Origin of the sequence: Paracoccus sp. SCN 68-21 (assembly GCF_001724535.1) — a bacterium.
Lineage (GTDB): Bacteria > Pseudomonadota > Alphaproteobacteria > Rhodobacterales > Rhodobacteraceae > Paracoccus > Paracoccus hibiscisoli.
The window spans coordinates 1-23,753 of record NZ_MEES01000011.1; the positions used below are offsets into that span (position 1 = coordinate 1).

Annotated in this window: 24 protein-coding genes and 1 tRNA gene; 20 read left to right on the forward strand and 5 right to left on the reverse strand. The window is 67.9% G+C overall.

Annotated elements, in window-relative coordinates; translation table 11 throughout:
* The first annotated feature begins 63 nt into the window (after positions 1–63).
* Positions 64–870, forward strand: coding sequence for an SDR family NAD(P)-dependent oxidoreductase (locus ABS73_RS05440; protein WP_136855826.1), 807 nt, complete (start codon positions 64–66; stop codon positions 868–870).
* Positions 871–874: 4 nt separating this feature from the next.
* On the opposite strand, the gene ABS73_RS05445 is transcribed toward ABS73_RS05440, so the two are convergent.
* Complete coding sequence (locus ABS73_RS05445; protein WP_136855825.1) at positions 875–1,291, reverse strand: hypothetical protein; 417 nt, start codon at positions 1,289–1,291, stop codon at positions 875–877.
* Positions 1,292–1,354: 63 nt separating this feature from the next.
* Here ABS73_RS05445 and hemF point away from each other — a divergent pair, with 63 nt between their 5' ends.
* Positions 1,355–2,221, forward strand: coding sequence for an oxygen-dependent coproporphyrinogen oxidase (gene hemF, locus ABS73_RS05450; RefSeq protein ID WP_277023517.1), 867 nt, complete (start codon positions 1,355–1,357; stop codon positions 2,219–2,221).
* A 6-nt stretch (positions 2,222–2,227) separates the two neighbouring features.
* On the opposite strand, the gene ABS73_RS05455 is transcribed toward hemF, so the two are convergent.
* Positions 2,228–3,772 (reverse strand): NAD(P)H-hydrate dehydratase, encoded by a 1,545-nt coding sequence (locus tag ABS73_RS05455; RefSeq protein ID WP_277023519.1) that lies wholly within the window; start codon positions 3,770–3,772, stop codon positions 2,228–2,230.
* Between the two features lie 155 nt (positions 3,773–3,927).
* Here ABS73_RS05455 and ABS73_RS05460 point away from each other — a divergent pair, with 155 nt between their 5' ends.
* The 3 genes from ABS73_RS05460 to ABS73_RS05470 all read left to right on the forward strand — a co-directional run bounded on the left by ABS73_RS05460 (position 3,928) and on the right by ABS73_RS05470 (position 6,158).
* Positions 3,928–4,266 (forward strand): P-II family nitrogen regulator, encoded by a 339-nt coding sequence (locus ABS73_RS05460; protein WP_136855822.1) that lies wholly within the window; start codon positions 3,928–3,930, stop codon positions 4,264–4,266.
* Positions 4,267–4,344: 78 nt separating this feature from the next.
* On the forward strand, positions 4,345–5,751 hold the full coding sequence (gene glnA, locus ABS73_RS05465) for a type I glutamate--ammonia ligase (protein WP_136855821.1): 1,407 nt from the start codon (positions 4,345–4,347) through the stop codon (positions 5,749–5,751).
* 152 nt (positions 5,752–5,903) lie between these two features.
* Positions 5,904–6,158, forward strand: a complete 255-nt coding sequence (locus ABS73_RS05470; RefSeq protein WP_277023520.1) for a hypothetical protein — start codon at positions 5,904–5,906, stop codon at positions 6,156–6,158.
* A 3-nt stretch (positions 6,159–6,161) separates the two neighbouring features.
* Here ABS73_RS05470 and ABS73_RS05475 read toward each other — a convergent pair whose 3' ends face one another.
* Entirely contained in the window at positions 6,162–7,673 is a 1,512-nt protein-coding gene (locus tag ABS73_RS05475; protein WP_277023522.1) for a YifB family Mg chelatase-like AAA ATPase, read from the reverse strand.
* 105 nt (positions 7,674–7,778) lie between these two features.
* Between ABS73_RS05475 and coaBC the strand changes: the two genes are divergently transcribed.
* The 10 genes from coaBC to uvrB all read left to right on the forward strand — a co-directional run bounded on the left by coaBC (position 7,779) and on the right by uvrB (position 19,580).
* On the forward strand, positions 7,779–8,981 hold the full coding sequence (gene coaBC / locus ABS73_RS05480; RefSeq protein ID WP_277023524.1) for a bifunctional phosphopantothenoylcysteine decarboxylase/phosphopantothenate--cysteine ligase CoaBC: 1,203 nt from the start codon (positions 7,779–7,781) through the stop codon (positions 8,979–8,981).
* Complete coding sequence (locus ABS73_RS05485) at positions 8,978–10,033, forward strand: cysteine desulfurase family protein (RefSeq protein ID WP_277023526.1); 1,056 nt, start codon at positions 8,978–8,980, stop codon at positions 10,031–10,033. Before coaBC ends, ABS73_RS05485 begins: the two co-directional genes overlap by 4 nt.
* 16 nt (positions 10,034–10,049) lie before the next feature.
* Positions 10,050–11,570 (forward strand): Fe-S cluster assembly protein SufB, encoded by a 1,521-nt coding sequence (gene sufB / locus ABS73_RS05490; protein WP_277023528.1) that lies wholly within the window; start codon positions 10,050–10,052, stop codon positions 11,568–11,570.
* Between the two features lie 75 nt (positions 11,571–11,645).
* Positions 11,646–12,401 (forward strand): Fe-S cluster assembly ATPase SufC, encoded by a 756-nt coding sequence (sufC, locus tag ABS73_RS05495; protein WP_136855815.1) that lies wholly within the window; start codon positions 11,646–11,648, stop codon positions 12,399–12,401.
* Positions 12,401–13,735 (forward strand): SufB/SufD family protein, encoded by a 1,335-nt coding sequence (locus tag ABS73_RS05500; RefSeq protein ID WP_277023531.1) that lies wholly within the window; start codon positions 12,401–12,403, stop codon positions 13,733–13,735. Before sufC ends, ABS73_RS05500 begins: the two co-directional genes overlap by 1 nt.
* Entirely contained in the window at positions 13,708–14,226 is a 519-nt protein-coding gene (locus tag ABS73_RS05505; protein ID WP_277023533.1) for a hypothetical protein, read from the forward strand. The genes ABS73_RS05500 and ABS73_RS05505 overlap by 28 nt, the downstream gene beginning before the upstream one ends.
* Positions 14,223–14,813 (forward strand): Yip1 family protein, encoded by a 591-nt coding sequence (locus tag ABS73_RS05510; protein WP_136855813.1) that lies wholly within the window; start codon positions 14,223–14,225, stop codon positions 14,811–14,813. Before ABS73_RS05505 ends, ABS73_RS05510 begins: the two co-directional genes overlap by 4 nt.
* The gene (locus tag ABS73_RS05515) at positions 14,810–16,018 is read left to right on the forward strand and encodes a cysteine desulfurase (RefSeq protein WP_277023536.1); all 1,209 of its coding nucleotides are present in this window, start codon (positions 14,810–14,812) and stop codon (positions 16,016–16,018) included. Before ABS73_RS05510 ends, ABS73_RS05515 begins: the two co-directional genes overlap by 4 nt.
* Positions 16,019–16,120: 102 nt before the next feature.
* Positions 16,121–17,338 carry an NAD(P)/FAD-dependent oxidoreductase gene (locus ABS73_RS05520; RefSeq protein WP_277023537.1) on the forward strand — a complete coding sequence of 406 codons (1,218 nt, stop codon included), beginning with the start codon at positions 16,121–16,123 and terminating at the stop codon, positions 17,336–17,338.
* A gap of 55 nt (positions 17,339–17,393) precedes the next feature.
* The gene (gene uvrB / locus ABS73_RS05525) at positions 17,394–19,580 is read left to right on the forward strand and encodes an excinuclease ABC subunit UvrB (RefSeq protein WP_277023539.1); all 2,187 of its coding nucleotides are present in this window, start codon (positions 17,394–17,396) and stop codon (positions 19,578–19,580) included.
* Here the strand turns inward: uvrB and ABS73_RS05530 are convergent.
* The gene (locus ABS73_RS05530) at positions 19,577–19,867 is read right to left on the reverse strand and encodes an I78 family peptidase inhibitor (protein ID WP_169306227.1); all 291 of its coding nucleotides are present in this window, start codon (positions 19,865–19,867) and stop codon (positions 19,577–19,579) included. The genes uvrB and ABS73_RS05530 overlap by 4 nt on opposite strands.
* 147 nt (positions 19,868–20,014) lie before the next feature.
* Here ABS73_RS05530 and ABS73_RS05535 point away from each other — a divergent pair, with 147 nt between their 5' ends.
* The 5 genes from ABS73_RS05535 (at position 20,015) to ABS73_RS05555 (ending at position 23,469) form a co-directional block, all read left to right on the forward strand.
* Positions 20,015–20,326 (forward strand): ETC complex I subunit, encoded by a 312-nt coding sequence (locus tag ABS73_RS05535; protein WP_277023542.1) that lies wholly within the window; start codon positions 20,015–20,017, stop codon positions 20,324–20,326.
* A gap of 90 nt (positions 20,327–20,416) precedes the next feature.
* Complete coding sequence (locus ABS73_RS05540; RefSeq protein WP_277023543.1) at positions 20,417–21,337, forward strand: MYG1 family protein; 921 nt, start codon at positions 20,417–20,419, stop codon at positions 21,335–21,337.
* 93 nt (positions 21,338–21,430) lie between these two features.
* Positions 21,431–22,777 (forward strand): voltage-gated chloride channel family protein, encoded by a 1,347-nt coding sequence (locus ABS73_RS05545; protein ID WP_277023545.1) that lies wholly within the window; start codon positions 21,431–21,433, stop codon positions 22,775–22,777.
* The gene (locus tag ABS73_RS05550; RefSeq protein WP_277023546.1) at positions 22,777–23,340 is read left to right on the forward strand and encodes a histidine phosphatase family protein; all 564 of its coding nucleotides are present in this window, start codon (positions 22,777–22,779) and stop codon (positions 23,338–23,340) included. Before ABS73_RS05545 ends, ABS73_RS05550 begins: the two co-directional genes overlap by 1 nt.
* A gap of 54 nt (positions 23,341–23,394) precedes the next feature.
* Positions 23,395–23,469: transfer RNA gene (locus ABS73_RS05555), tRNA-Val, on the forward strand.
* A gap of 19 nt (positions 23,470–23,488) precedes the next feature.
* Here ABS73_RS05555 and ABS73_RS05560 read toward each other — a convergent pair.
* Positions 23,489–23,617, reverse strand: a complete 129-nt coding sequence (locus ABS73_RS05560; protein ID WP_277023548.1) for a hypothetical protein — start codon at positions 23,615–23,617, stop codon at positions 23,489–23,491.
* Between the last annotated feature and the right edge of the window lie 136 nt (positions 23,618–23,753).

Here is a 23,753-nt window from a genome sequence, read left to right on the forward strand (position 1 = left end):
CAAGGTGATCGAGGCCAGCGCCGCCGGCAAGGGCAGCGCCGCACCCCGCAAGGGCGCCCGCCGATGACCATGTCGATTCAGGGCAAGGTGGCCATCGTCACCGGCGCGGGCAAGGGCGTCGGCCTGGCCATCGCCCGCCACCTGGCCGAGCGTGGCGCCTCGGTCATGTTCGCCGATAGCGACGAGGCCATGCTGCAGTCGGTCGTGTCCGATTACGCCGATGACCAGAGCCAGGTGCGCCATTTCGTCGGCGCCATGTCGGAAAAGCTGGCCATGGCCAACCTGCTGTCGGCGACGCTGGACGCCTTCGACCGGGTCGACATCCTGGTCAATGCGCACCGCTTTGTGCGGGGCAGCGACCCGTTGGAAACCGACATGGACGCGCTGGAGGAGATGCTGCGCCAGAACATGCTGGCCGGTCTGCGCCTGTCGCAGATGGTGGCCAAGCGCATGATCCGGCAGGCGGAAACCGAAGGCCCCTCGGCGCAAAGCGGGGCCATCGTGAACATCTCGACCCTGGCGGCGCGGCGGCCGATTCCCTCGATGCTGGGCTATTCCATCGCCTGCGCGGCGCAGGAACAGGCCACCCGCGGGCTGGCTTTGGCGCTGGCACCGCACCGCATCCGCGTGAACGGGGTCAGCTTCAGCAGCGTGATGTCGCACGAATTGCAATGCGCGCTGAAGGACAACCCCGACCAGCGCGCCCAGATCATCGCGGGCACCCCCCTGGGCCGCATCGCCCCCGCCGATGAGCTGGCCGAGACTGTTCATTACCTGGTCAGCGACGGCGCACGCTTTGTGACCGGCCAGATCATCACCGTGGATGGCGGCCGCAGCCTGGCCGACCCGGTCACCGCGCAGATCCTGTAGGGGCTTAGCCGGTTTCCGGATAGGCGGCGCGGCAGGCGGTGACGGCGGCCTGGGCACTGCGCGACAGGGCGTCGCGGCGCGCGATCAGACCGTCGCGCTTGCGCGCCTCGGCGACCGGGTCGATGGGCACGCGGTAGCGCTCGGAATCGACGTAGTCGCGCCAGCAGCCATAGGTCGAGACCACGGCCCGGCCCTCGCGGTCGCGCGTCACAGTCTCGCATTGCGCGAACCGGGTGCGGACGACCTGACGCTCCTCCCAGGCATAACCGCGCGACAGGTTGCCCTCCACATCGGCCAGCAGGCTGCTGACGGTGCGGAATTCGCTGGTGTTGCGGCTGATGCAGCGTTCCTGGGGCGTGCCGCAGGCGGCCAGGGCCAGGACGGGCGCCAGGCAGAGGGCAAGGGTGGTGTTGCGGCGCATGGCGGCTCTCTTTAAGGACGTCTGCGATGCTAGCCGCGTTGACGCGGCCAATGCAAATCACGAATGAGGCCCGCCATGGACGATCAACGCCGCCGCGCCGCCGACTGGTTCCGAACCCTTCGCGACCGCATCACCGAAAGCTTCGAGGCGCTGGAGGGTCGTGCCCCCGGCGATGCCTCCGCCGGTCGGTTCGAGGTCACGCCGACCGCCCGCGCCGATGATGGCGGCGGCGGCATCATGTCGGTCATGCGCGGCGGGCGCGTCTTTGAAAAGGTGGGCGTCAACTGGTCCGAAGTCCACGGCACCCTGGCGCCGCGCGCCCAGGCCGCGATGGCTGCCCGCGGCGTGCCCGGCATGGCGGATGATCCGCGGTTCTGGGCCTCGGGGATCAGCCTGGTGGCGCATATGCAGAACCCGCATGCGCCGGCGGTGCACATGAACACGCGCATGTTCTGGACGCCGGGCGCCTGGTGGTTCGGGGGCGGGTCCGACCTGAACCCCTGCATCGAATACGCGGATGACACCGCGCATTTCCACGACACGCTGCGCGCGGCCTGCGCGCCGCATGACGACGTCTATTACGACCGGTTCAAGGCCTGGGCGGACGAGTATTTCTTCATTCCCCATCGCGGCCGGGCGCGAGGCGTCGGCGGCATCTTCTACGACGATTTGAACACCGGCGATTGGGAGGCCGATTTCGCCTTTACCCAAGCCGTGGGGGCCGCCTTCCTGCCCGCCTTCCTGCCGCTGGCCGAGGCGCGGATGACCCAGCCCTTCACCGATGCGGACCGCGACACGCAGCTGGTCCATCGCGGGCTCTATGCCGAATACAATCTGGTCTATGACCGCGGCACCAAGTTCGGCCTTGAGACGGGTCACAACGCCGATGCCGTGCTGATGAGCCTGCCGCCTTTGGCGAAGTGGGTCTAGGCGGTCTCAGCGCCAGGCGGCGATGACGGCGGGCAGAGCCTCGACCAGATCGTCGGCGATCAGGCCGGGACCGTGCTGGCGTGCCGCCTGCGCATGCAGGCGCACGGCCAGGCAGGTGGCCGCGAACGGCGGCAGGCCGCGGGCCAGCACGCCGGTGATCAGCCCGGCCAGCACATCGCCCGCGCCCGCGGTGGCCAGCCAGGGGATGGCCGCGTCCGAATGAATCGCCGCGCGCCCGTCCGGGGCGGCGATCACCGTGTCCGGCCCCTTCAACAGCACCACGGCGCCGATTCTCTGCGCGGCGATCCGCAGGACCGCGACCTTGCCCGGACCGCCCGGGCGGGCCAGATCCTGGGCCAGATCGGGGAACAGCCGCGCGAATTCGCCGCCATGCGGGGTCAGCACGCAGGATGGCGACAGCGGATGCGGCGCCTGCGCCAGGGCCGTCAGCGCATCGGCGTCCAGCACCATAGGGCGGGCGGCCTCGCAGGCGGCAGGCAGCAGCGCCAGCATCCGCGCGACCCCGCCGCCCGGCCCCAGGCACAGCGCCATGGCGCGGCGGTCCGCAAGCGCCGTTGCCAGGGCAGGGCCGTCGTCGATGGCGCGGCGCATCAGCGCATCGGGCGGCAGGGCGTGTTCGGCCATCGCGGATGCGGGTGGGGCCAGCGTCACCAGACCCGCGCCCGCGCGCAACGCGGCGCGCGCGGCCAGCCGAGCAGCCCCGCCCGCGCCGGGCCCCCCTGTGACAACCAACGCCGCGCCGTGATCGTATTTATGCGCCCCCGCCGATTGCTGCTTGCGCAGCCAGGGGCCGTGATCGGCCTGCGGCCTGCGGTCGGGAATGGCGGGCCGCGGCCACAGGCCGGTCAGCCGGGGAAGGGTCGGACCCAGAACGCGGAACGGCTCCAGCCCGATATCGGCCACGATCAGGGTGCCGCAGACCGCCGGGCCATGCTCCAGCAGGTGACCGGGGCGGGGGCTGTCAAAGGTGACGGTAAGCGCGGCGCGCAGCGTGTCGCGCGCATGTGTGCCGCGCGGCAGGCCCAGGATCTGGCCGCTGTCCAAGCACAGCCCGCTTGGCCCGTCGACGGCCACCACGGGAATGGGGGACTGCGCCAGATGCCCCAGCAGGGCCGCGACCTCTCCCTCGGGCGGGCGGGTCAGGCCGGTGCCCAGGATCGCGTCGATGTGCAGGTCCGGGGCAGGGCTCTCGCGCAACGCGGCGACCGTCAGCGGATGCACCCCACCCTGCCAGCGCGCGCGGGCTGCTGCCGCGTCGCTGCCGGGGCGGGGCGGGGCGCCCAGCACCCGCACCGACCACCCCGCCTGCGCCAGCGCCTGCGCCACCACATAGCCGTCGCCGCCATTGTTGCCCGGCCCGCACAGCACCAATGCCCGACCCGCGACCGGCCAGCGCAGCCGTATCTGGCCCGCGACCGCCCGGCCCGCCCGCGTCATCAGGTTCAGGCCTGAGATCGCACCACTGCCCATTGCAGCGGATTCCATGGCGCGCATTTGGGCGCAGGTCACGATTTCGGGGCCTTCGATCATGGTGTCTGATTAATCCTTGTGCGTTGTGATTAAATTATCAGCATATGCATGGATCAAACCGCTTGGGGCCTTCCAAGATCGGGCTGGTCCATTTACGCGGTTCATCAAACGCGCCAATCAGTCTTCAGGCAAGCCGCGAGGAAGGATCAATTGCGATGAAGAAGATCGAGGCGATCATCAAGCCGTTCAAGCTGGACGATGTGAAGGAGGCGCTGCAGGAAGTCGGCGTGCAGGGCCTGTCCGTCACCGAGGTCAAGGGCTTCGGTCGCCAGAAGGGCCATACGGAGCTGTATCGCGGCGCGGAATATGTCGTCGATTTCCTGCCCAAGGTGAAGATCGAGATGGTGCTGCCCGACGATCAGGTCGATGCCGCCATCGAGGCCATCGTCGCCGCCGCCCGCACCGAGAAGATCGGCGACGGCAAGATCTTCGTGATGCCCGTCGAACAGGCGATCCGCATCCGCACCGGCGAAACCGGCGACGACGCGGTCTGATCGCGGCCGCCGACCAACAGGACTCCCGCGCGCGGCCGGCTTTGGCCGCCGGGCCGCAACTATGAAGAAAGGGAAGAGATGAACATCAAGGACGTCTTGAAGCTGATCGAGGATGAGGAGGTCGCCTATGTCGACGTCCGCTTTACCGATCCCAAGGGCAAGCTGCAGCACGTGACGCTGGACCGCGACCTGGTCGACGAGGACTTCTTCGAGGAAGGCTTCATGTTCGACGGCAGCTCGATCGCGGGCTGGAAGTCGATCGACCAGTCGGACATGAAGCTGATCCTGGATCCGGCATCGGCCTATATCGACCCGTTCTATGCCGAAAAGACGCTGTGCGTGCATTGCAACGTCGTCGAGCCGGACACGAACGAGCCCTATTCGCGCGACCCGCGCGGCACCGCCGCCAAGGCCGAGGCCTATCTGAAGGCGACGGGCATCGGCGACGTGGCCTATTTCGGCCCCGAGGCCGAGTTCTTCATCTTTGACGACGTGCGCTATTCGGTCACGCCGCAGAAGGTGTCGTTCCAGATCGACGCGGCCGACGCCGCCTGGAACACCGACACCGAATACGAGATGGGCAATACCGGCCACCGCGCCGCCCACAAGGGCGGCTATTTCCCGGTCAACCCGATCGACACCGCCCAGGACATCCGCGGCGAGATGCTGTCCACCATGAAGCGGATGGGCATGAAGGTCGACAAGCACCACCACGAGGTCGCGACCTGCCAGCACGAGCTGGGTCTGATCTTTGGCGGTCTTGTCGAGCAGGCCGACAACATCCAGAAATACAAGTACGTCATCCACAACGTCGCCCACGCCTATGGCAAGTCGGTGACGTTCATGCCCAAGCCCATGAAGGGCGACAACGGGTCTGGGATGCACGTGAACATGTCGATCTGGAAGGACGGCAAGCCGCTGTTCTCGGGCGACAAATATGCGGATCTGTCGCAGGAGGCGCTGTATTTCATCGGCGGCATCCTCAAGCATGCCAAGGCGCTGAACGCGCTGACCAACCCGTCGACCAACAGCTACAAGCGTCTGATCCCCGGTTTCGAGGCCCCCGTGCTGCGCGCGTTCTCGGCCCGCAACCGCTCGGGCTGCGTCCGCATTCCGTGGACGGAATCGCCGAAAGCCAAGCGGGTCGAAGCGCGTTTCCCCGACCCCTCGGCGAACCCCTATCTGTGCTTTGCAGCGCTGCTGATGGCGGGCCTGGACGGCATCAAGAACAAGATCGATCCGGGCCCGGCCTCGGACAAGGATCTGTACGACCTGCCGCCAGAGGAACTGGCCGAGATCCCGACCGTCTGCGGTTCCTTGCGCGAGGCGCTGGAGGAGCTGGAGAAGGACATGGACTTCCTGCTGCAGGGCGACGTGTTCACCCGCGACCAGCTGGAGGGCTATATCGCGCTGAAATGGGAAGAGGTCTATGCCTATGAGCATACCCCGCACCCCATCGAATACGCGATGTATTACAGCTGCTGATCCGTCAGGGATCATCACAGGGGGCGGCCTTCGGGCCGCCCCTTTGTCATGGCGGACACGCTTTGGTGATAGGGTGCAACGGACAGGGGGTTGCCTGCGTGTCTGATGGCATGGATCGCAACGATCCCCCTGTCACCGAAAGGACCTGAGCCATGAAAACCCTTCTGACCGCCGCCGCACTGTTCGGCATGACCGCCATTCCCGCCCTGGCCGCCACCGGCATGAACGAGCGCCCCGAGCTGGCCAAGCCCGAGCGCATGGTCCAGACCGTCGAACGCCGCGCGGGCGATCTGTACGAGACGCGCGACCTGGCGCGCCGCGGCCTGTCGGCCGATGACCGCGTGACGGTCACCGCGCTGCCGCGTTCGGGCCGGGCCGTGGATTACTCCAGCAGCAACGGCGGCTGAGGATCAGCCCCCCGCGACGAAGGGCAGGCGATAGCTGATCGCCTCGGCCAGGTGGCGGGTCAGGACAGTGTCCGACCCGTCCAGGTCCGCGATGGTGCGCGCGCTGCGCAGGATGCGGTGATAGCCGCGCGCCGACAGGCCCAGCTTTTCGGACGCCCTCAGGATCAGCGCGCGCCCCTCGGCATCGGGCGCCGCGATCTGCTCCAGCAGGGGCGGGGGCGCATCGGCATTGACCGTCACGCCGGGATGGTCGCGGAACCGGTGGGCCTGCACCGCGCGGGCCCGGGCCACGCGGGCGGCCACCACCGCCGAGGTGTCGCCGCGCGGCAGGTCCAGATCGGTCAGGCTGACGGCAGGCACCTCCAGCCGCAGGTCGAACCGGTCCATCAGCGGCCCCGATATCTTGCCCAGATAGCTGTCCCCGCAGACCGGCGCGCGCGAACAGGCACGCCCCGGATCGGCCAGATAGCCGCAGCGGCACGGGTTCGCCGCCGCGATCAGCAGGAACCGGCAGGGATAGCGGATATGCGCGCTGACCCGGCTGACAAAGACCTCTCCGGTCTCGACCGGCTGGCGCAGGCTTTCCAGCACCTTGCGGTCAAATTCCGGCAGCTCGTCCAGGAACAGCACGCCGTTATGGGCCAGGCTGATCTCTCCGGGCCTGGCCTTGGGGCCGCCGCCGACAATGGCGGGGGACGATGCCGTGTGATGGGGGCTTTGGAACGGGGCGCGGCGCGAGATCTTGCCGTTCTTCAGCAGGCCCGCGACGGAATGGACCATCGACGTCTCCAGCGCCTCGCGCGCGGTCAGGGGCGGCATCAGGCCGGGCAGGCGCGCCGACAGCATGGATTTGCCCGCACCGGGCGGGCCGACCATCAGCAGGTGATGGCGGCCAGCGGCGGCGATCTCCAACGCGCGTTTGGCGCGCTCCTGGCCGCGCACGTCAGACAGGCACAGGGGCTGGGGGCCGTCGACAACTTCTCCGGGGCGGGCGGGCGTGAGGGGCGCGCGGTCGGTCAGGTGATCGACCACGGCGCGCAGGGTATCGGCGGCCAGCACGGGGACCTGGTCGATCCACGCCGCCTCTGCGCCGCAGGCGCGGGGGCAGATCAGCGCGCGATCCTCATCGGCGGCGGCCACGGCGGCGGGCAGGGCGCCCGCGACCGCGACCAGCCGCCCGTCCAACGCCAGCTCGCCCAGGGCCACGCAGCGGGCCAGTTCGTCCCGGGGCACGATGTCCAACGCCGCCAGCACCGCCAGCGCGATGGGCAGGTCGAAATGCGAGCCTTCCTTGGGCAGGTCGGCGGGCGACAGGTTCACGGTCAGCCGCTTGTTCGGCAGCGCGATGGCCAGCGCGCCAAAGGCCGCGCGGACGCGTTCCTTGGCCTCGCTGACGGCCTTGTCGGGCAGGCCCACGATCGAAAAGCTGGGCAGGCCGGCCGCCACAGCGCATTGCACCTCGACCAGGCGGGCCTCGATGCCCTCAAAGGCCACGGAATAGGCGATGGCGACCATGTATCCCCCGTATCAGACCCCAATGGTTAACGGCCCCGGGCTTAAGAAAAGGTTAACGGGCGGGCTTTCCTTGCGGCAGCGGCCCCGCGTCGCTATCTGGGGCGCATGACGGACGGGGGCGGAATGCAGGGCAAGCGGATATTGCTGATCGTGGGCGGCGGGATCGCGGCCTTCAAGGCGCCGGCGCTGATCCGGCTGCTGCGCGCGACGGGTGCGTCGGTGACGCCGGTGTTGACGGCGGCGGGCGCACAGTTCACCACGCCCATGACCCTGTCCGTGCTGGCCGGAGAGCCGGTGCATGACACCCTGTGGGATCAGGGCGCCGAGGCCGAGATCGGCCATATTCAGCTGTCGCGCCGGGCCGATCTGGTCGTCGTGGCCCCGGCGACCGCCGATCTGATGGCGCGCATGGCGCAGGGGCTGGCGAATGATCTGGCCTCTACCCTGCTGCTGGCGACCGACAAGCGGGTGCTGATCGCGCCCGCGATGAACGTGCGGATGTGGGACCACCCCGCGACGCAGCGCAACCTGGCCACGCTGCGCGGCGATGGCGTGCTGGTCGTGGGCCCCGATGAGGGCGACATGGCCTGCGGCGAATACGGCCCCGGTCGGATGGCCGAGCCGGAGGCGATCATGGCCGCGATCCGCGCGGCGCTGAGCGATGGGCCGCTGACGGGGCGGCATGTGATCGTGACCTCGGGGCCGACGCATGAGCCGATCGACCCTGTGCGCTATATCGCCAACCGCTCCAGCGGGGCGCAGGGGGCGGCGATTGCGGCGGCTTTGCGCGATCTTGGGGCGCGGGTCAGTTTCGTCACCGGCCCTGCATCCGTGCCCGCGCCGCAGGGCGTGGACGTGATCGCGGTCGAGACGGCGCAGCAGATGCGCGACGCGGTCGAGGCGGCGCTGCCTGCCGATGCGGCGGTAATGGCGGCGGCGGTGGCCGATTGGCACGTCGCGAACGGCAGCGACCAGAAGATCAAGAAGACCGGCACGCTGCCCAGCCTGCAGATGGCTGAAAACCCCGACATCCTGGCCTGGATCAGCCGCGATGCGCGGCGGCCGCGCCTGGTCGTGGGGTTCGCGGCGGAGACGCAGGACGTGACGGCCCATGCGACTGCCAAGCGGGTGCGCAAGGGCTGCGACTGGATCGTGGCGAATGATGTCAGCCCGGCCACGGGCATCATGGGCGGCAGCCACAATACCGTCACGCTGATCACCGAAGATGGCCCCGAGGACTGGCCGCGCATGGACAAGCACGCGGTCGCGGCCCGGCTGGCCGCGCGCATTGCAGAGGCACTGGCATGAGAACCTATCTGGACTGGAACGCCACCACGCCGCTGCGCGCGGAGGTCAAGGCCGCGATCATCGAGGGCCTGGAGATTTCGGGCAACCCCTCCTCGGTCCATACCGAGGGGCGGGCGGCCAAGATGGCGCTGGAACGCGCCCGCGAGCAGCTGGCCGTGGCTTTGGGTGCGGATGGGGCAGACGTGGTCTTTACCGCCGGCGCGACCGAGGCGGCGGCCATGGTCCTGGGGCAGGGCGGGTTCCACTGCGCGCCGGTGGAGCACAGCGCCGTCAAGGTCTGGTGCGAGGCCGATCTGGCGGTCGACGGCAACGGGATCGTCACCGTCACCGACCCCGCGCGGACCAGCCTGCAGCTGGCCAATAACGAGACGGGCGTGATGCAGGAGCTACCGCAGGGGCTGCATTCCAGCGATCTGACGCAGGCCTTCGGCAAGGTGCCGATGGCGTTCAACTGGCTGGGCGTGACGGCGGGATTCGTCAGCGCGCACAAGCTGGGCGGGCCCAAGGGCATCGGCGCGCTGATCCTGCGCAAGGGCACCGACCTTCCCCCGCTGATCAAGGGCGGCGGGCAGGAGCAGGGCCGCCGCGCAGGGACCGAGAACCTGATCGGCATCCTGGCCTTTGCCGCCGCGGCCACGGCGGCGCAGCGCGATCTGGACGCCGGGCTGTGGGACGAGGTCGCTGCACGGCGCGATGCGCTGGAGGCGCAGCTCTGCGACATCGCGCCCGGCGCGGTGATCGTGGGAAAGGCGGCGCGACGCTTGCCGAACACGACATGCCTTCTTACATCGGGATGGAAGGGCGAAACCCAGGTCATGCAGATGGATCTGGCGGGCTTCGCGATCTCGGCCGGCTCGGCCTGTTCGTCGGGCAAGGTCCGGGCAAGCGGGGCGCTGCAGGCGATGGGGTTTGACGATCAGCTTGCGCAATCGGCGATCCGGATCTCGATAAGCCCCGCTGTGGGGGACGATCAGATCAACCGATTTGCGGATGCCTGGAAAAAGGCGTATTCACGCTGGCGCGACAGGAATGGACCGATTGCGGCCATTTGAGGAAAAGGACAGAAGGATGACGGACATCACCGATCTTGAGGTGCGCGAGGGCGTTGACCGGGAAACGGTCGAGACTGTCCAGAACATGGGCAGCTACAAATACGGCTGGAACACCGAGATCGAGATGGACTACGCCCCCAAGGGCGTGAACGAGGATATCGTCCGTCTGATCTCGAAGAAGAACGACGAGCCGGAATGGATGACCGAATGGCGGCTGGAAGCCTATCGCCGTTGGGTCACCATGACCGAGCCGAAATGGGCGATGCTGAACTATCCTGAGATCGACTATCAGGATCAGTATTACTACGCCCGCCCGGCCAGCATGACGGAAAAGCCGAAATCGCTGGACGAGGTCGATCCCAAGCTGTTGGCGACCTATGAAAAGCTGGGCATCCCGCTGCGCGAGCAGATGATCCTGGCCGGCGTCGAGGGCGCTGAGGACGCGCCCGCCGAGGGTCGCCGCGTGGCCGTGGACGCCGTCTTTGACAGCGTCAGCCTGGGCACGACCTTCAAGGACGAGCTGGCCAAGGCCGGGGTCATCTTCTGTTCGATCAGCGAGGCGATCCGCGAGCATCCCGACCTGGTCAAGAAGTACCTGGGCTCGGTCGTTCCGCAGTCGGACAACTATTTCGCGACGCTGAACAGCGCCGTGTTCTCGGATGGCAGCTTTGTCTACATCCCGCCGGGCGTGAAGTGCCCGATGGAGCTGTCGACCTATTTCCGCATCAACGCGGAGAATACCGGCCAGTTCGAGCGCACCCTGATCATCGCCGACAAGGGCAGCCATGTCAGCTATCTGGAAGGCTGCACCGCACCCAAGCGCGACACCAACCAGCTGCATGCCGCGGTCGTCGAGCTGGTGATTCTGCAGGATGCCGAGATCAAGTATTCGACCGTCCAGAACTGGTTCCCCGGCGACGAGGACGGCAAGGGCGGCATCTACAACTTTGTCACCAAGCGCGCCGATTGCCGGGGCGACCGGGCCAAGGTCATGTGGACGCAGGTCGAGACCGGATCGGCGATCACCTGGAAATACCCGTCCTGCATCCTGCGCGGCAATGAGAGCCAGGGCGAGTTCTATTCGATCGCCATCGCCAACAACCACCAGCAGGCGGATACCGGGACCAAGATGATCCATCTTGGCAAGAACACCCGGTCCCGCATTGTTTCGAAAGGCATTTCTGCGGGTCATGCGCAGAACACCTATCGCGGTCTGGTGACCATGCATCCGCGCGCCACCAATAGCCGGAACTATACCCAGTGCGACAGCCTGCTGATCGGCGACAAGTGCGGCGCGCATACCGTGCCCTATATCGAGGTCAAGAACACCTCCAGCCGGGTCGAGCACGAGGCCACGACCAGCAAGGTCGATGACGATCAGCTGTTCTACTGCCGCTCGCGCGGGATGGACGAGGAAGAGGCCGTGGCGCTGGTCGTCAACGGGTTCTGCCGCGAGGTCCTGCAGGCGCTGCCCATGGAATTCGCCATGGAGGCGCAGGCGCTGGTCGCGATCTCGCTGGAAGGCTCGGTGGGCTGATATTCCGGCCGGGCCAGGGGGCCCGGCCACCATAGATGCGGCGCCCCGGTGGCGCCTTTGCCGTTTGAGGGAAATATGCTGAAAATCAACAACCTGCACGTCAAACTTGAGGAAGAGGACAAGCAGATCCTGAAGGGTCTGACCCTGGAGGTTCCCGCCGGAGAGGTCCATGCCATCATGGGTCCGAACGGGTCGGGCAAGTCCACCCTGTCCTATGTCCTGTCGGGCCGCGACGGCTATGAGGTCACCGAGGGCAGCGCCACGCTGGAGGGAGCAAGCCTGCTGGACATGGAGCCGGAGGAGCGTGCCGCCGCGGGCCTGTTCCTGGCGTTCCAGTATCCGGTCGAGATTCCCGGCGTGGGCAACATGACCTTCCTGCGCACCGCCGTGAACGCACAGCGCAAGGCGCGCGGCGAGGCCGAGCTGACCGCCGGAGAGTTCCTGAAGGTGGTCCGCGCCAAGGCCGCCGATCTGCAGATCAGCCCCGACATGCTCAAGCGCCCGGTCAACGTGGGCTTTTCGGGCGGCGAGAAGAAGCGCAACGAGATCCTGCAGATGGCCATGCTGGAGCCGCGCATGTGCATCATGGATGAGACCGACAGCGGTCTGGACGTCGATGCGATGCGCCTGGTCAGCGACGGCGTGAATGCGCTGCGCAGCCCGGACCGCAGCTTTCTGGTCATCACCCACTATCAGCGCCTGCTGAGCCACATCCAGCCCGACGTCGTGCACATCATGGCCAATGGCCGCATCATCAAGTCGGGCGGCCCCGACCTGGCGCTGGAAGTCGAAGAGAACGGCTATGGCGATCTTCTGGCGGAGGCCGGCTGATGTCCGAATCTGCCGTTCAGGAATTGCAGACCCCGCAGGTCAGCGGCACGGCGCGGCCTGCCGGGGCGCTGGATGCGCGTCTGGCGCGAATGGATCTGCCGCAGGGCGGGTTCTCGGCCCGCGCACGGGCCGATGCGCTGTCGCGTCTGCGCGCCGCCGGGCTGCCCGGCCCGCGTGACGAATACTGGCGCTATACCGATCCGCGTCCCTTCACCGCCGCCAGCCCGCAGGCCCTGCCGGTCGATGGCGGCCCGGAATCGCCGCTGTTTGCGGCGCGCGACAAGCTGACCCTGGTCTTTGTCGACGGGCTGTTCGATGCCGCGGCGTCCGACGATCTGTCGCTGGAGGGCGTCGAGATCACCACCCTGGCGCAGGCCGATCAGGCCGGTTCGCATTGGGCCGCCGATCTGTATGGCGCGCTGGAGCTGGCGGGGCAGAGCCCGGTCAGCCGCCCCTTTGCCACGCTGAACACCGCCGCCGCCCGCGACGGGGTGCTGATCCGCGTGACGGGCAAGCCCGCGAAACCTGTGCATGTGCTGCACCGGCGCGGTTCGGATGCGTCTGACGCCGTCTGGCACCATGTCATCCGGGTCGAATCCGGGGCCGAGCTGACGCTGCTGGAGAGCGGCGTGGTGGGCGCGCGGTCGAATGGCATGATCGAGGCCGATCTGGCACAGGGCGCCAAGCTGCACCACATCACCGCCAAGCGGGCCAATGACCCCAGGGTCGGCCTGTCGCATCTGTTCGCCCGCGTGGGCGCGGAGGCGGTGCTGAAAAGCTTTGCGCTGGTCGTGAACGGCACCACCATGCGCCACGAGGCGATCGTGGACATGGTCGGCGACGATGCCGTGGCCCATGTCGCGGCGGCGGTTCTGGGCGACGGCAATGTGGGGCCATTCCATCACGACGACACGGTCTTCATCACCCATGGCGCGCTGCGCGGCGAAAGCCGCCAGGTGTTCAAGAAGGTGCTGAAGAACGGCGCGGTCGGCGTGTTCCAGGGCAAGATCCTGGTCAAGAACGGCGCGCAGAAGACCGATGGCTATCAGATCAGCCAGGCGCTGCTGCTGGACGAGGCCAGCCAATTCCTGGCCAAGCCAGAGCTGGAGATCTATGCCGATGACGTGAAATGCTCTCACGGCTCGACCACCGGGGCGATCGACGAGGATGCGCTGTTCTACCTGCGCTCTCGCGGGGTGCCGCATGAGCGCGCGATCGTGTTCCTGGTGCTGTCCTTCCTGGCCGACGCCCTGGAGGAGGTCGAGGATGAGACCCTGCGCGACGAGATCAACGAACGGCTGGACGCGTGGCTGACCGACCGCCCGCGGGGCTAGGGCGCCCACGCGGCGGCATGGTGCTGCGCGTGCTGGAAAGCTGGTGGGCCCCGCGCCGGGTGGTGCGGGGCCTGCAGGCCATGCCGGACAGCGTGCAACTGGTCGTGCTGATGCTGGCGATGCTGATCACGCTGATCGGGCAGGGGCCGGGACTGGCGCGCGCAGCCCAGCTGGACCCCTCCATCCCGCTGGACGCGCGGGTCGGGGGTGCGGCTTTGGGGACCGTGTTCATGATGCCGCTGCTGGCCTATGCCGTGGCAGGGGTGACGGGTCTGCTGTCCCGCCTGACGCCCTGGCGGCTGGAGGCGCGGCACGCGCGGCTGGCGCTGTTCTGGGCGCTGCTGGCGGTGGCGCCCGCGACATTGCTGTCCGGGATGGTGGCGGGGCTGATCGGCCCGTCCCCGGCGTTGACCCTGACCCGCACGGTGGCGGGCGTGGGATTTCTGTTCATCTGGGGCGCCGGGATCGCGGCGCTGGCGAGACGCTCATGACCTTCGACGACTTCAAGGCGCTGGCGCGCCAGACGCTGCGCAACCCCGAACAGGCGGCCCGTTGGCTGATCGGGCAGGGCTGGCCGATGCAGGTCCGCTGGATGGCGCTGGTCCTGGCGGTGTCTCTGTCGGGGGTGCTGGCATTCGTGTCGACCCTGCTGTTCCCGGTGCCTGAGGGTCAGGCTACGATCCTGCCCATCGCGGGCCAGCCGCTGGTCCTGGCGGGGATGCAGCTGGTCGCCATCGTGCTGGGCGCGGGGCTGATGGCGGGCGTCGGGCGCATGTTCGGCGGCCATGGCCGGTTCGAGGACGCGCTGCTGCTGGCCGTCTGGATCGAGGCGATGCTGCTGATCGTGCAGGCCGCCCAGATCGTCGTGTCGCTGATCCTGCCGCCGCTGGCGGGCATTCTGGGCATCCTGGCCATCGCGCTGTTCCTGTGGCTGACCGTCCAGTTCACCAAGGCGCTGCACGGCTTTACCAGTGGCCCCAAGGTGCTGCTGGTGATGTTTGGCACGCTGATGGCGATGGGGTTCGTCCTGTCCTTCTTCATGGCCGCGCTTGGCCTCATGCCGGAGATGCCGCAATGAGTTTCGACGTCGATGCCGTCCGCGCCGACTTTCCGATCCTGTCGCGGCAGGTGAACGGCCGGCCCCTGGTCTATCTGGACAACGGCGCCAGCGCGCAAAAGCCGCAGGTGGTGATCGACGCGATCAGCCACGCCTATGAGGGCGAATACGCCAACGTCCATCGCGGCCTGCATTTCCTGTCGAACCTGGCCACCGAAAACTATGAGCGCGTGCGGGGGATCATCGCGCGGTTCCTGAACGCGCCCGAGAGTGAGATCATCTTCACCTCCGGCTCGACCGAGGCGCTGAACCTGGTCAGCTACGGTTGGGCCGCGCCGCGCCTGCAGGCGGGCGATGAGATCGTGCTGTCCCTGCTGGAACATCACGCCAATATCGTGCCGTGGCATTTCCTGCGCGAACGTCAGGGCGTGGTGCTGAAATGGGTCGAACCCGATGCCGATGGCAGCCTGCCGCCGGAAAAGGTGCTGGCCGCGATCACGCCGCGCACCCGGATGATCGCCCTGACGCATATGTCGAACGTGACCGGCACGGTCGTGGACATCGCCGCCATTCGTAAGGGCACCGACCTGCCGATGGTGGTCGACGGGTCTCAGGCGGCGGTCCACATGCCGGTGGACCTGTCCACGCTTGGCGCCGATTTCTACTGCGTGACCGGGCACAAGCTGTATGGCCCCTCGGGGTCGGGCGCGATCTGGATCAGGGCCGACCGTCAGGCCGAGATGCGCCCCTTTCTGGGCGGTGGCGACATGATCCGCACCGTGTCGCGCGACACCGTCACCTATAACGACGGCCCGCTGCGGTTCGAGGCGGGCACGCCCGGCATCGTCAACCAGATCGGCCTGGGCGTCGCGCTGGAATACATGATGTCCCTGGGGATGGAGAATATCGCCGCGCACGAACGCGCCTTGCGTGATTACGCGCGCGGTCGCCTGCGCGAGCTGAACTGGCTGCAGGTCCAGGGCGATGCGGCAGACAAGGGTGCGATCTTTTCCATGACGATGGAGGGGGCGCATGCGCACGATATCTCGACCATCCTCGACAAGAAGGGAATCGCCGTGCGTGCGGGCGCGCATTGCGCCATGCCCTTGATGGAGCATCTGGGCCTGAACGCCACCGCCCGCGCCAGTTTCGCGATGTACAACACGCAGGCAGAAGTCGACGCACTGATCGAAGGTTTGACCTTCTGCCGAGAGCTTTTCGCCTGAATCTTGCAAAGATTCGGGCAGTCGCCGAAGATTGCCCGATAATTCTTGCCCGACGCCGGGAATGTCTGCATCCCTGACCCATCATCAGCGATGGGGGCGGCAATGGCCGAGGTTCTGGTTCTGGGTGCGGGCATGGTCGGGGTTTCGACCGGATTGGCGCTGCAGGCGCGCGGGCATGACGTCACCATCATCGAGCGCGGCGTGCCGGGGCGCGAGACCAGCTATGGCAATGCCGGCCTGATCCAGACCGAGGCGGTCGAGCCTTATGCCATGCCCTTGTCGCCCGGCGCGCTGTTCCAGATCGCGCTTGGGCGCGGCTATGACGTGAAATGGACGCCCGCGGGGTTGCTGTCGCAGCTGGGCGCTGTCGCGACCTATGCGTGGAATTCGCGGCCCGCCGCGCATAAGCGGGCGTCGGTCACCTGGGGCAAGCTGATCCGCCAGTCGACCGACCGGCACGGGCCCCTGATCGCCGCGGCGGGCGCGGATAACATCATCCGCCGCAACGGCTATATCGAGATCCACCGCACCCCCGCCCGCATGGACAAGGCCCGCCAGACCGCCGAACGCTTCGCCACCGAATTCGGCGTCCAGGCCCGCCTGATGACCGGGGCCGAGCTGCGCGCGATGGAACCGTCGATCCGCATCGAGGTCGAGGGCGCGACCCATTGGTCGGACAGCTGGAACTGCGCCGATCCGGGCGGGTTGGTGGCCAGCTATGCGGCGCTGTTCCAGAAGAATGGCGGGCGCATCGTCAATGGCGATGCGGGCGATCTGCACCGCCACGGCGCGGGCTGGCGCGCGGACGAGGCCGTGGGCGAACACGCGGTGATCGCGCTTGGACCGTGGTCACCGATGCTGACGCAGCGCTTCGGCCTCAAGGTGCCGATGGTGTTCAAGCGCGGCTATCACAAGCATTACCACATGGAGCTGCCGCCCCATCATCCGATCGCCGATTTCGGCAATTCGGTCGTGATGTCGCCCATGCGGCGGGGCCTGCGCATCGCCACCGCGGCCGAGCTGACCCCCCATCCGCGCCTGTCGCCCCCGCAGCTGCGCCATGGCGAAAAGGCCGCGCGTGCGCTGTTCGACATCGGTGCGGCGGTCGAGGCCGAGCCTTGGACCGGGCGTCGCCCCTGCATGCCCGACATGCTGCCCGTGGTGGGCCGCGTGCCGGACCAGCCGAACCTGTGGGCGCATTTCGGGCACGGCCACCAGGGGTTCACCCTGGGTCCGGTCACGGCGGAAATCCTGGCTGATGAGATGTCGGGCGGCGAGGGCTGGGCGGAACTTCAACCCGCGCGCCTGAAACGCGGTTGAAACCGGGCGGCTGCCATCACATCTTGGGTGCAACGCCGAACGGATCAGGAACCCCATGGGTCACAACAACACCAACGCGCCCGTCGCGCGTCCCATCGAAGTGACCCGCCCCAAGCTTGAGGGCGGGAAGCGTTTTGTCCTGCACAGCGAATTCGCCCCCGCGGGCGATCAGCCCACCGCGATCAAGGAGCTGGTCGCGGGCGTCGCCGCGGGCGAGCGTGACCAGGTGCTGCTGGGCGCGACAGGCACCGGCAAGACCTTCACCATGGCCAAGATCATCGAGGAGACGCAGCGCCCCGCGATCATCCTGGCCCCCAACAAGACGCTGGCCGCCCAGCTTTACGGCGAATTCAAGGGCTTCTTCCCCGAGAACGCGGTCGAATACTTCGTCAGCTACTACGATTACTATCAGCCCGAGGCCTATGTTGCCCGCAGCGATACCTATATCGAGAAGGAATCGCAGATCAACGAGGCCATCGACCGGATGCGCCACAGCGCCACCCGCGCGCTGCTGGAGCGCGACGACGTGATCATCGTGGCCTCGGTCAGCTGCATCTATGGCATCGGCTCGGTCGAGACCTATTCGGCGATGACCCAGGACATGGTCGTGGGCGACAGCTATGATCAGCGCGAATTCCTGGGTCAGCTGGTGGCGCAGCAGTACAAGCGGCTGGACACCAGCTTTCAGCGCGGCGCCTTCCGCGTGCGCGGCGATCTGGTCGAGGTCTGGCCCGCCCACCTTGAGGACCGCGCCTGGCGGTTCGATTTCTTCGGCAACGAGCTGGAGGCGATCACCGAATTCGATCCGCTGACCGGGGTCAAGACCGACAGCTTCAAGCAGATCCGCATCTATGCCAGCAGCCATTATGTGACGCCGCGTCCGACGCTGCAGCAGGCCATCAAGGGCATCAAGCAGGAACTGGCCATGCGCCTGAAGCAGCTGACCGAGGAGGGCAAGCTGCTGGAGGCGCAACGGCTGGAGCAGCGCACGGCCTTTGATATCGAGATGCTGGAGGCCACTGGCGTCTGCAACGGCATCGAAAACTACAGCCGCTATCTGACCGGGCGCGCGCCGGGCGAACCGCCCCCCACGCTGTTCGAGTTCATCCCCGACAATGCCATCGTGTTCGCGGACGAAAGCCACGTCTCGGTGCCGCAGATCGGCGGCATGTATCGGGGCGACTTTCGGCGCAAGTTCACGCTGGCGGAACACGGGTTCCGCCTGCCGTCCTGCATGGACAACCGCCCGCTGAAGTTCGAGGAGTGGGACGCGATGCGGCCCCAATCGGTGTTCGTCAGCGCCACGCCCGCGCAGTGGGAGATGGACCAGACCGGCGGCGTCTTCACCGAACAGATCATCCGCCCTACCGGCCTTCTAGACCCAAGGATCGAGATAAGGCCGGTCGAGATGCAGGTGGACGACCTGCTGGACGAGGTGCGCCGCGTCACCGCCGCCGGCTACCGCACGCTGGTCACCACCCTGACCAAGCGCATGGCCGAGGATCTGACCGAATACCTGCACGAGCAGGGCATCAAGATCCGCTACATGCACAGCGACATCGACACGATCGAGCGGATCGAGATCTTGCGCGACCTGCGGTTGGGCGCGTTCGACGTGCTGGTGGGCATCAACCTGCTGCGCGAGGGGTTGGACATTCCCGAATGCGGGCTGGTCGCCATCCTGGATGCCGACAAGGAGGGCTTTCTGCGGTCCGAGACCTCGCTGATCCAGACCATCGGCCGCGCCGCCCGGAACGAGGACGGACGCGTCATCATGTATGCCGACCGCATCACCGGCAGCATGGAACGCGCCATGGCGGAAACGGAACGTCGCCGCGAAAAGCAGATCGCCTACAACGAACTGCACGGCATCACGCCGCAAACCGTCCGCAAGAACGTCGAGGATGTTCTGGCCGGTCTGTGGGCGGGCGACACCGACCAGTCGCGCGTCACCACCAAGGTGAACAAGCCGATGGTGGGCGCGAACCTGGCCGCCCATCTGGACGCGATGCGCACCCAGATGCGAAAGGCCGCCGAGAACCTGGAGTTCGAGGAGGCCGCGCGTCTGCGCGACGAGGTCAAGCGGCTGGAGGCGGTGGATCTGGCGATCTCGGACGATCCCATGGCGCGCCAGTCGGTGATCGAGGAGGCCGCCGAGGCCGCCGTCAAGTCATCGGGCCGCTCGACCGCCGGGCGCGCGGGGCAGCGCGGCGGCAACAAGCGGTCCAAGCGGGGGCGTTAACCGCAGGCGATGCCGGTGATCCAGCCCTTGGCATCCAGGAACATGGTCAGGCGCGCGGGGTTGAAATCGCGCGTCATCACCCGCTCGGGGCCGACCTCGCGCTTGCGCAGGTTGGGGGGCAGCAGAACTTCCCCGATGTTTCGGCCGACCAGGGCCTGGTGGCGTTCGGGGCTGCATTGCGCGCCGTCAACCGTATAGGGGCTTGCGCCGCAGGCCCCCAGGGCAAGGGTTAGCAGCGACGCGCCGATCAGCGTGACGCGCAGGGTAGGGCGGGGGGTGGCTGTCATGGAGGCGCCTCTCTCGTGGTAAAGGGGTGGTGCTGGCAACGGAACCTGCCAAGCGCGTTGCGGTTCCGGCAGGGGCGATGCTGGCGGGGCTTGATCCGCCCGCCGGATTTGGCGATACAGCCTGCAGGCCATTCCGAAGGATATCCCATGATCGTCCGCATTTACCAGCCCGCCCGCACCGCGATGCAATCCGGCACCGCCAAGACCAAGGGCTGGATGCTGGAATTCCCGCCCTCGGACGCGCGCGAGGTCGATCCGCTGATGGGCTGGACCAGCAGCCGCGACACCCAGAGCCAGGTCCGCCTGCGCTTTGACACCCGCAAGCAGGCCGAGGATTACGCCCGCGAGAACGGCCTGGAGTTCATCGTCCAGGAACCGCATCGCCGCGCCCAGAACGTCCGCCCCCGCGGCTATGGCGAGAACTTTGCCACCGACCGCCGGGCACCCTGGACCCACTGACCCCTCCCAATGCCTGACGCCGCCGTGGCGATGGGCTGCGACCCTGTCCCGGCCGCCTTCGGGCGGCCCTCTGCATGTCGGAAGGCGCGCATGACCATCACCCATCTTGTCACCCATTCCGGGGGCTTTCACGCCGACGAACTGCTGTCCTCGGTCGTCCTGACGCGGCTGTTTCCCGATGCCCGCATCATCCGCACGCGCGACGCCGACTGGATCACGCCCGCGCCGGACCGGGTGATCTATGATGTGGGGCGCGACCACGACACCGCGCGGCTGATCTTTGATCACCACCAGAAGAACCCGCCGCTGCGCGCGGACGGCCAGCCCTTCAGCAGCTTCGGTCTGATCTGGCAGCAATTCGGGCAGGACTATCTGCGGGCGCTGGCCGTCCCGGAGGATCACGTCGCGTCGATCCATACGGGCTTCGACGCCGATTTTGTCCTGCCCATCGACCTTGTGGACAACGGCGCGCTGTCGCCCGAGGGGCCGCTGGCCGACCTGTCCCTGCCGCTGCTACTGGAGAGCCTCAAGCCGGTGTTCGACGACCGCGACCCGGAAGCCGAGGATCGCGCCTTTGACCGCGCGCTGACCATCGCCCGTGCCTTTGTCGAGGCCGCCTTGGCGCGCAAGGCGGCCAAGCGGCGCGCCGAAGGGGTCGTCCTGCAGGCCATCGCCGCCGCCGGGACGGGCGCGGTGCTGGAACTGCCGATGGGCATGCCGTTCCGGGGCGCCATCGACAAGGCAGGCGCCGATCACCTGCTGTTCGTGGTCAGCCCCCGCGATACCGACTGGTGCGTGACCGGCATCCGCCGCGACGCGGAGGGCTTTGCCCTGCGCGCCGATCTGCCCGAGGCTTGGGCCGGGCTGACCGATGCCGCGCTGGAGGCCGCGTCGGGCGTGCCGGGCGCGCGGTTCTGCCACAACGCGCGTTTCATCGCGGTGGCCGCCGACCGCGACGCGGCGCTGCGCCTGGCGCATCTGGCCGTGGCCGCCGCGCAACCGGAGCCCTGATCCGGCCGCCCGCGGGGGGTTGCACCCGTCCGTGGCTGGGCTAGGACTGAGGACACCGCGCGCCGCGGTCACGGCTCCGCAGGAGGTCGATCCATGCCCGATCACGCGATGCTGCGCCGCCAATGGCGCAAGGTCCGGCGGACGGCCTTCTGGCTGGCGCTTCTGGTGCCCCTGTCCGTGGCCATCGGCTCGGCGGTCGCCCTGTTCCTGTGGTCGCTGGATCGCGCGACGCAGGCGCGGTTCGATCTGCCTTGGCTGATCTGGCTGATGCCGGTCGCGGGCTTTGTGATGGTCTGGGCCTATCAGCGTTTCGGCGGGACCTCCGGGGCAGGCAACAACCTGATCGTCGATGAGATCCACCAGCCCGGCGGCGGCGTGCCCCTGCGCATGGCGCCGTTCATCCTGGTCTCGACCGTGCTGACCCATCTGGTCGGCGGATCGGCGGGGCGCGAGGGGACGGCCGTGCAGATCGGCGGCGCGTTGGCCGGGGGGCTGGGGCGGCGGCTGGCGCTGGACCCGGCCTCGCGGCGCATCCTGCTGATCTGCGGGATCGCTGCGGGGTTCGGCGCGGTCTTCGGCACGCCGCTGGCAGGCGCGATCTTTGCGCTGGAGGTGCTGATGATCGGCCGCATCCAGTACGACGCCCTGCTGCCCGCGCTGGTCGCGGCGTTGATCGGCGACTGGACGGTGCTGGCCTGGGGCGTGGGCCATGTGCATTATCAGATCAGCTTCATCCCCACCGATGTCGTCGGCTGGTTCGGTGTGGACCTGCTGCTGCTGGCCAAAGTGGCGGTGGCCGGGCTGGCTTTCGGCCTCTGCGCGCGGGCCTTTGCCGAGGCGTCGCACGGGCTGACGGCGCTGTGGACGCGCTTTGTGCCCTATGCGCCGCTGCGCCCGGTGATCGCGGGGGTGCTGATCCTGGCGCTGGTCCATGCGCTGGACACACGCGCCTATCTGGGCCTGGGCGTCTGGAGCGCAATCCCCGGCGATCCGACGCTGGTGGGGTTCCTGCAGTCGGGTCAAACCGACTACACCAGCTGGTTCTGGAAATTCCTGTTCACGGTCATCACCCTGTCCGCGGGCTTCAAAGGCGGAGAGGTGACGCCGCTGTTCTTCATCGGCGCGGGCCTTGGTGTGGCCTTGGGGTCGCTGATGGGGGTGCCCACGGACCTGATGGCGGCGATCGGCTTTGTCGCGGTCTTTGCCGGGGCCACCAACACGCCTCTGGCCTGCGTCGTCATGGGGATCGAGCTGTTCGGCGCCACCCATGCCGTGCCCCTGGCCATCGGCTGCTTTACCGCCTATGCGGCCTCGGGGCACGGCTCGATTTATGGCGCGCAGCGGGTCGCGGTGCCCAAATCCGCCGATGCCGCACCGGGCGATCCGCAGCTGCCGCTGCATCGTTGGCGGCAATCGCGCCGCGATAAGGGGCAGGGCTGATGCGCCGCCCCCCCGACCTCTATCTGATGCGCCACGGAGAGACCGCCTGGAACCGGGAGGGACGCCTGCAGGGTCGCGGCGATTCGGCCCTGACGGCGCGGGGTCGGCAGCAGGCGGCATGGCTGGGCGATCTGACGCGCGACGTCGCGGGCGCGTGCCTGTCCAGCCCGCTTGGCCGGGCCGATCAGACCGCGCGGATCGCGTTCGGTGCCGCCGTCCCCCTCGACCCCCGCCTGGCCGAGATCTGCGTCGGCCACTGGTCCGGCGCGTTGGAGCATGACCTGCGCTGCGCCCATCCCGACCTGTTCGCGGGCGGTCCGCTGGACTGGTACGACCGCTGCCCCGGAGGTGAGGGGCTGGCCGCGCTGCGGGCGCGGTGCCGGGCGTTTCTGGACGACCTGACCGGCCCCACGCTGGTTGTCACGCATGGTATCACGCTGCGCATGCTGCGGCTGCTGGTCCTGGACCTGCCCGATCTGGCCTGCGGGACGGTGTGGCAGGGCGGCGTCCATGTCCTGCGCGGCGGGGCCGAGACGGTGCTGCGCCATCCGCAGGACATTTAGTCGCGCATCAGGGCTTGCAAACCCGGCGCGGCGGGGGTTTATTCCCGCCGGGCTGGCCCGTTAGCTCAGTGGTAGAGCGTCCCGTTTACACCGGGCCGGTCGGGAGTTCGAATCTCTCACGGGCCACCATCGACCCGCACTGCGCCGGTTACTTCTTGCGCGCCGCGACCGCGTTCGACACGACATCCTTGGTGCTGGGCGCCGATGCGTTTGTCTTGGGCTTTTCCTTCTTCGGCTTCTTCTCGTCGCGCTTGCGCTTGTCCATGCCCTTGGCCATGTCTCAACTCCTGATGGACCGCCGGAAAGAGAGCGGATGCCCCAGCATAGCGCGTTTCGGGGCGGGCGACAGACAAATCCCCGGCATGCCCCGTCCCTTGGCAGAGGCCCAATGCCGCCTGCCTCACGCGCACCAT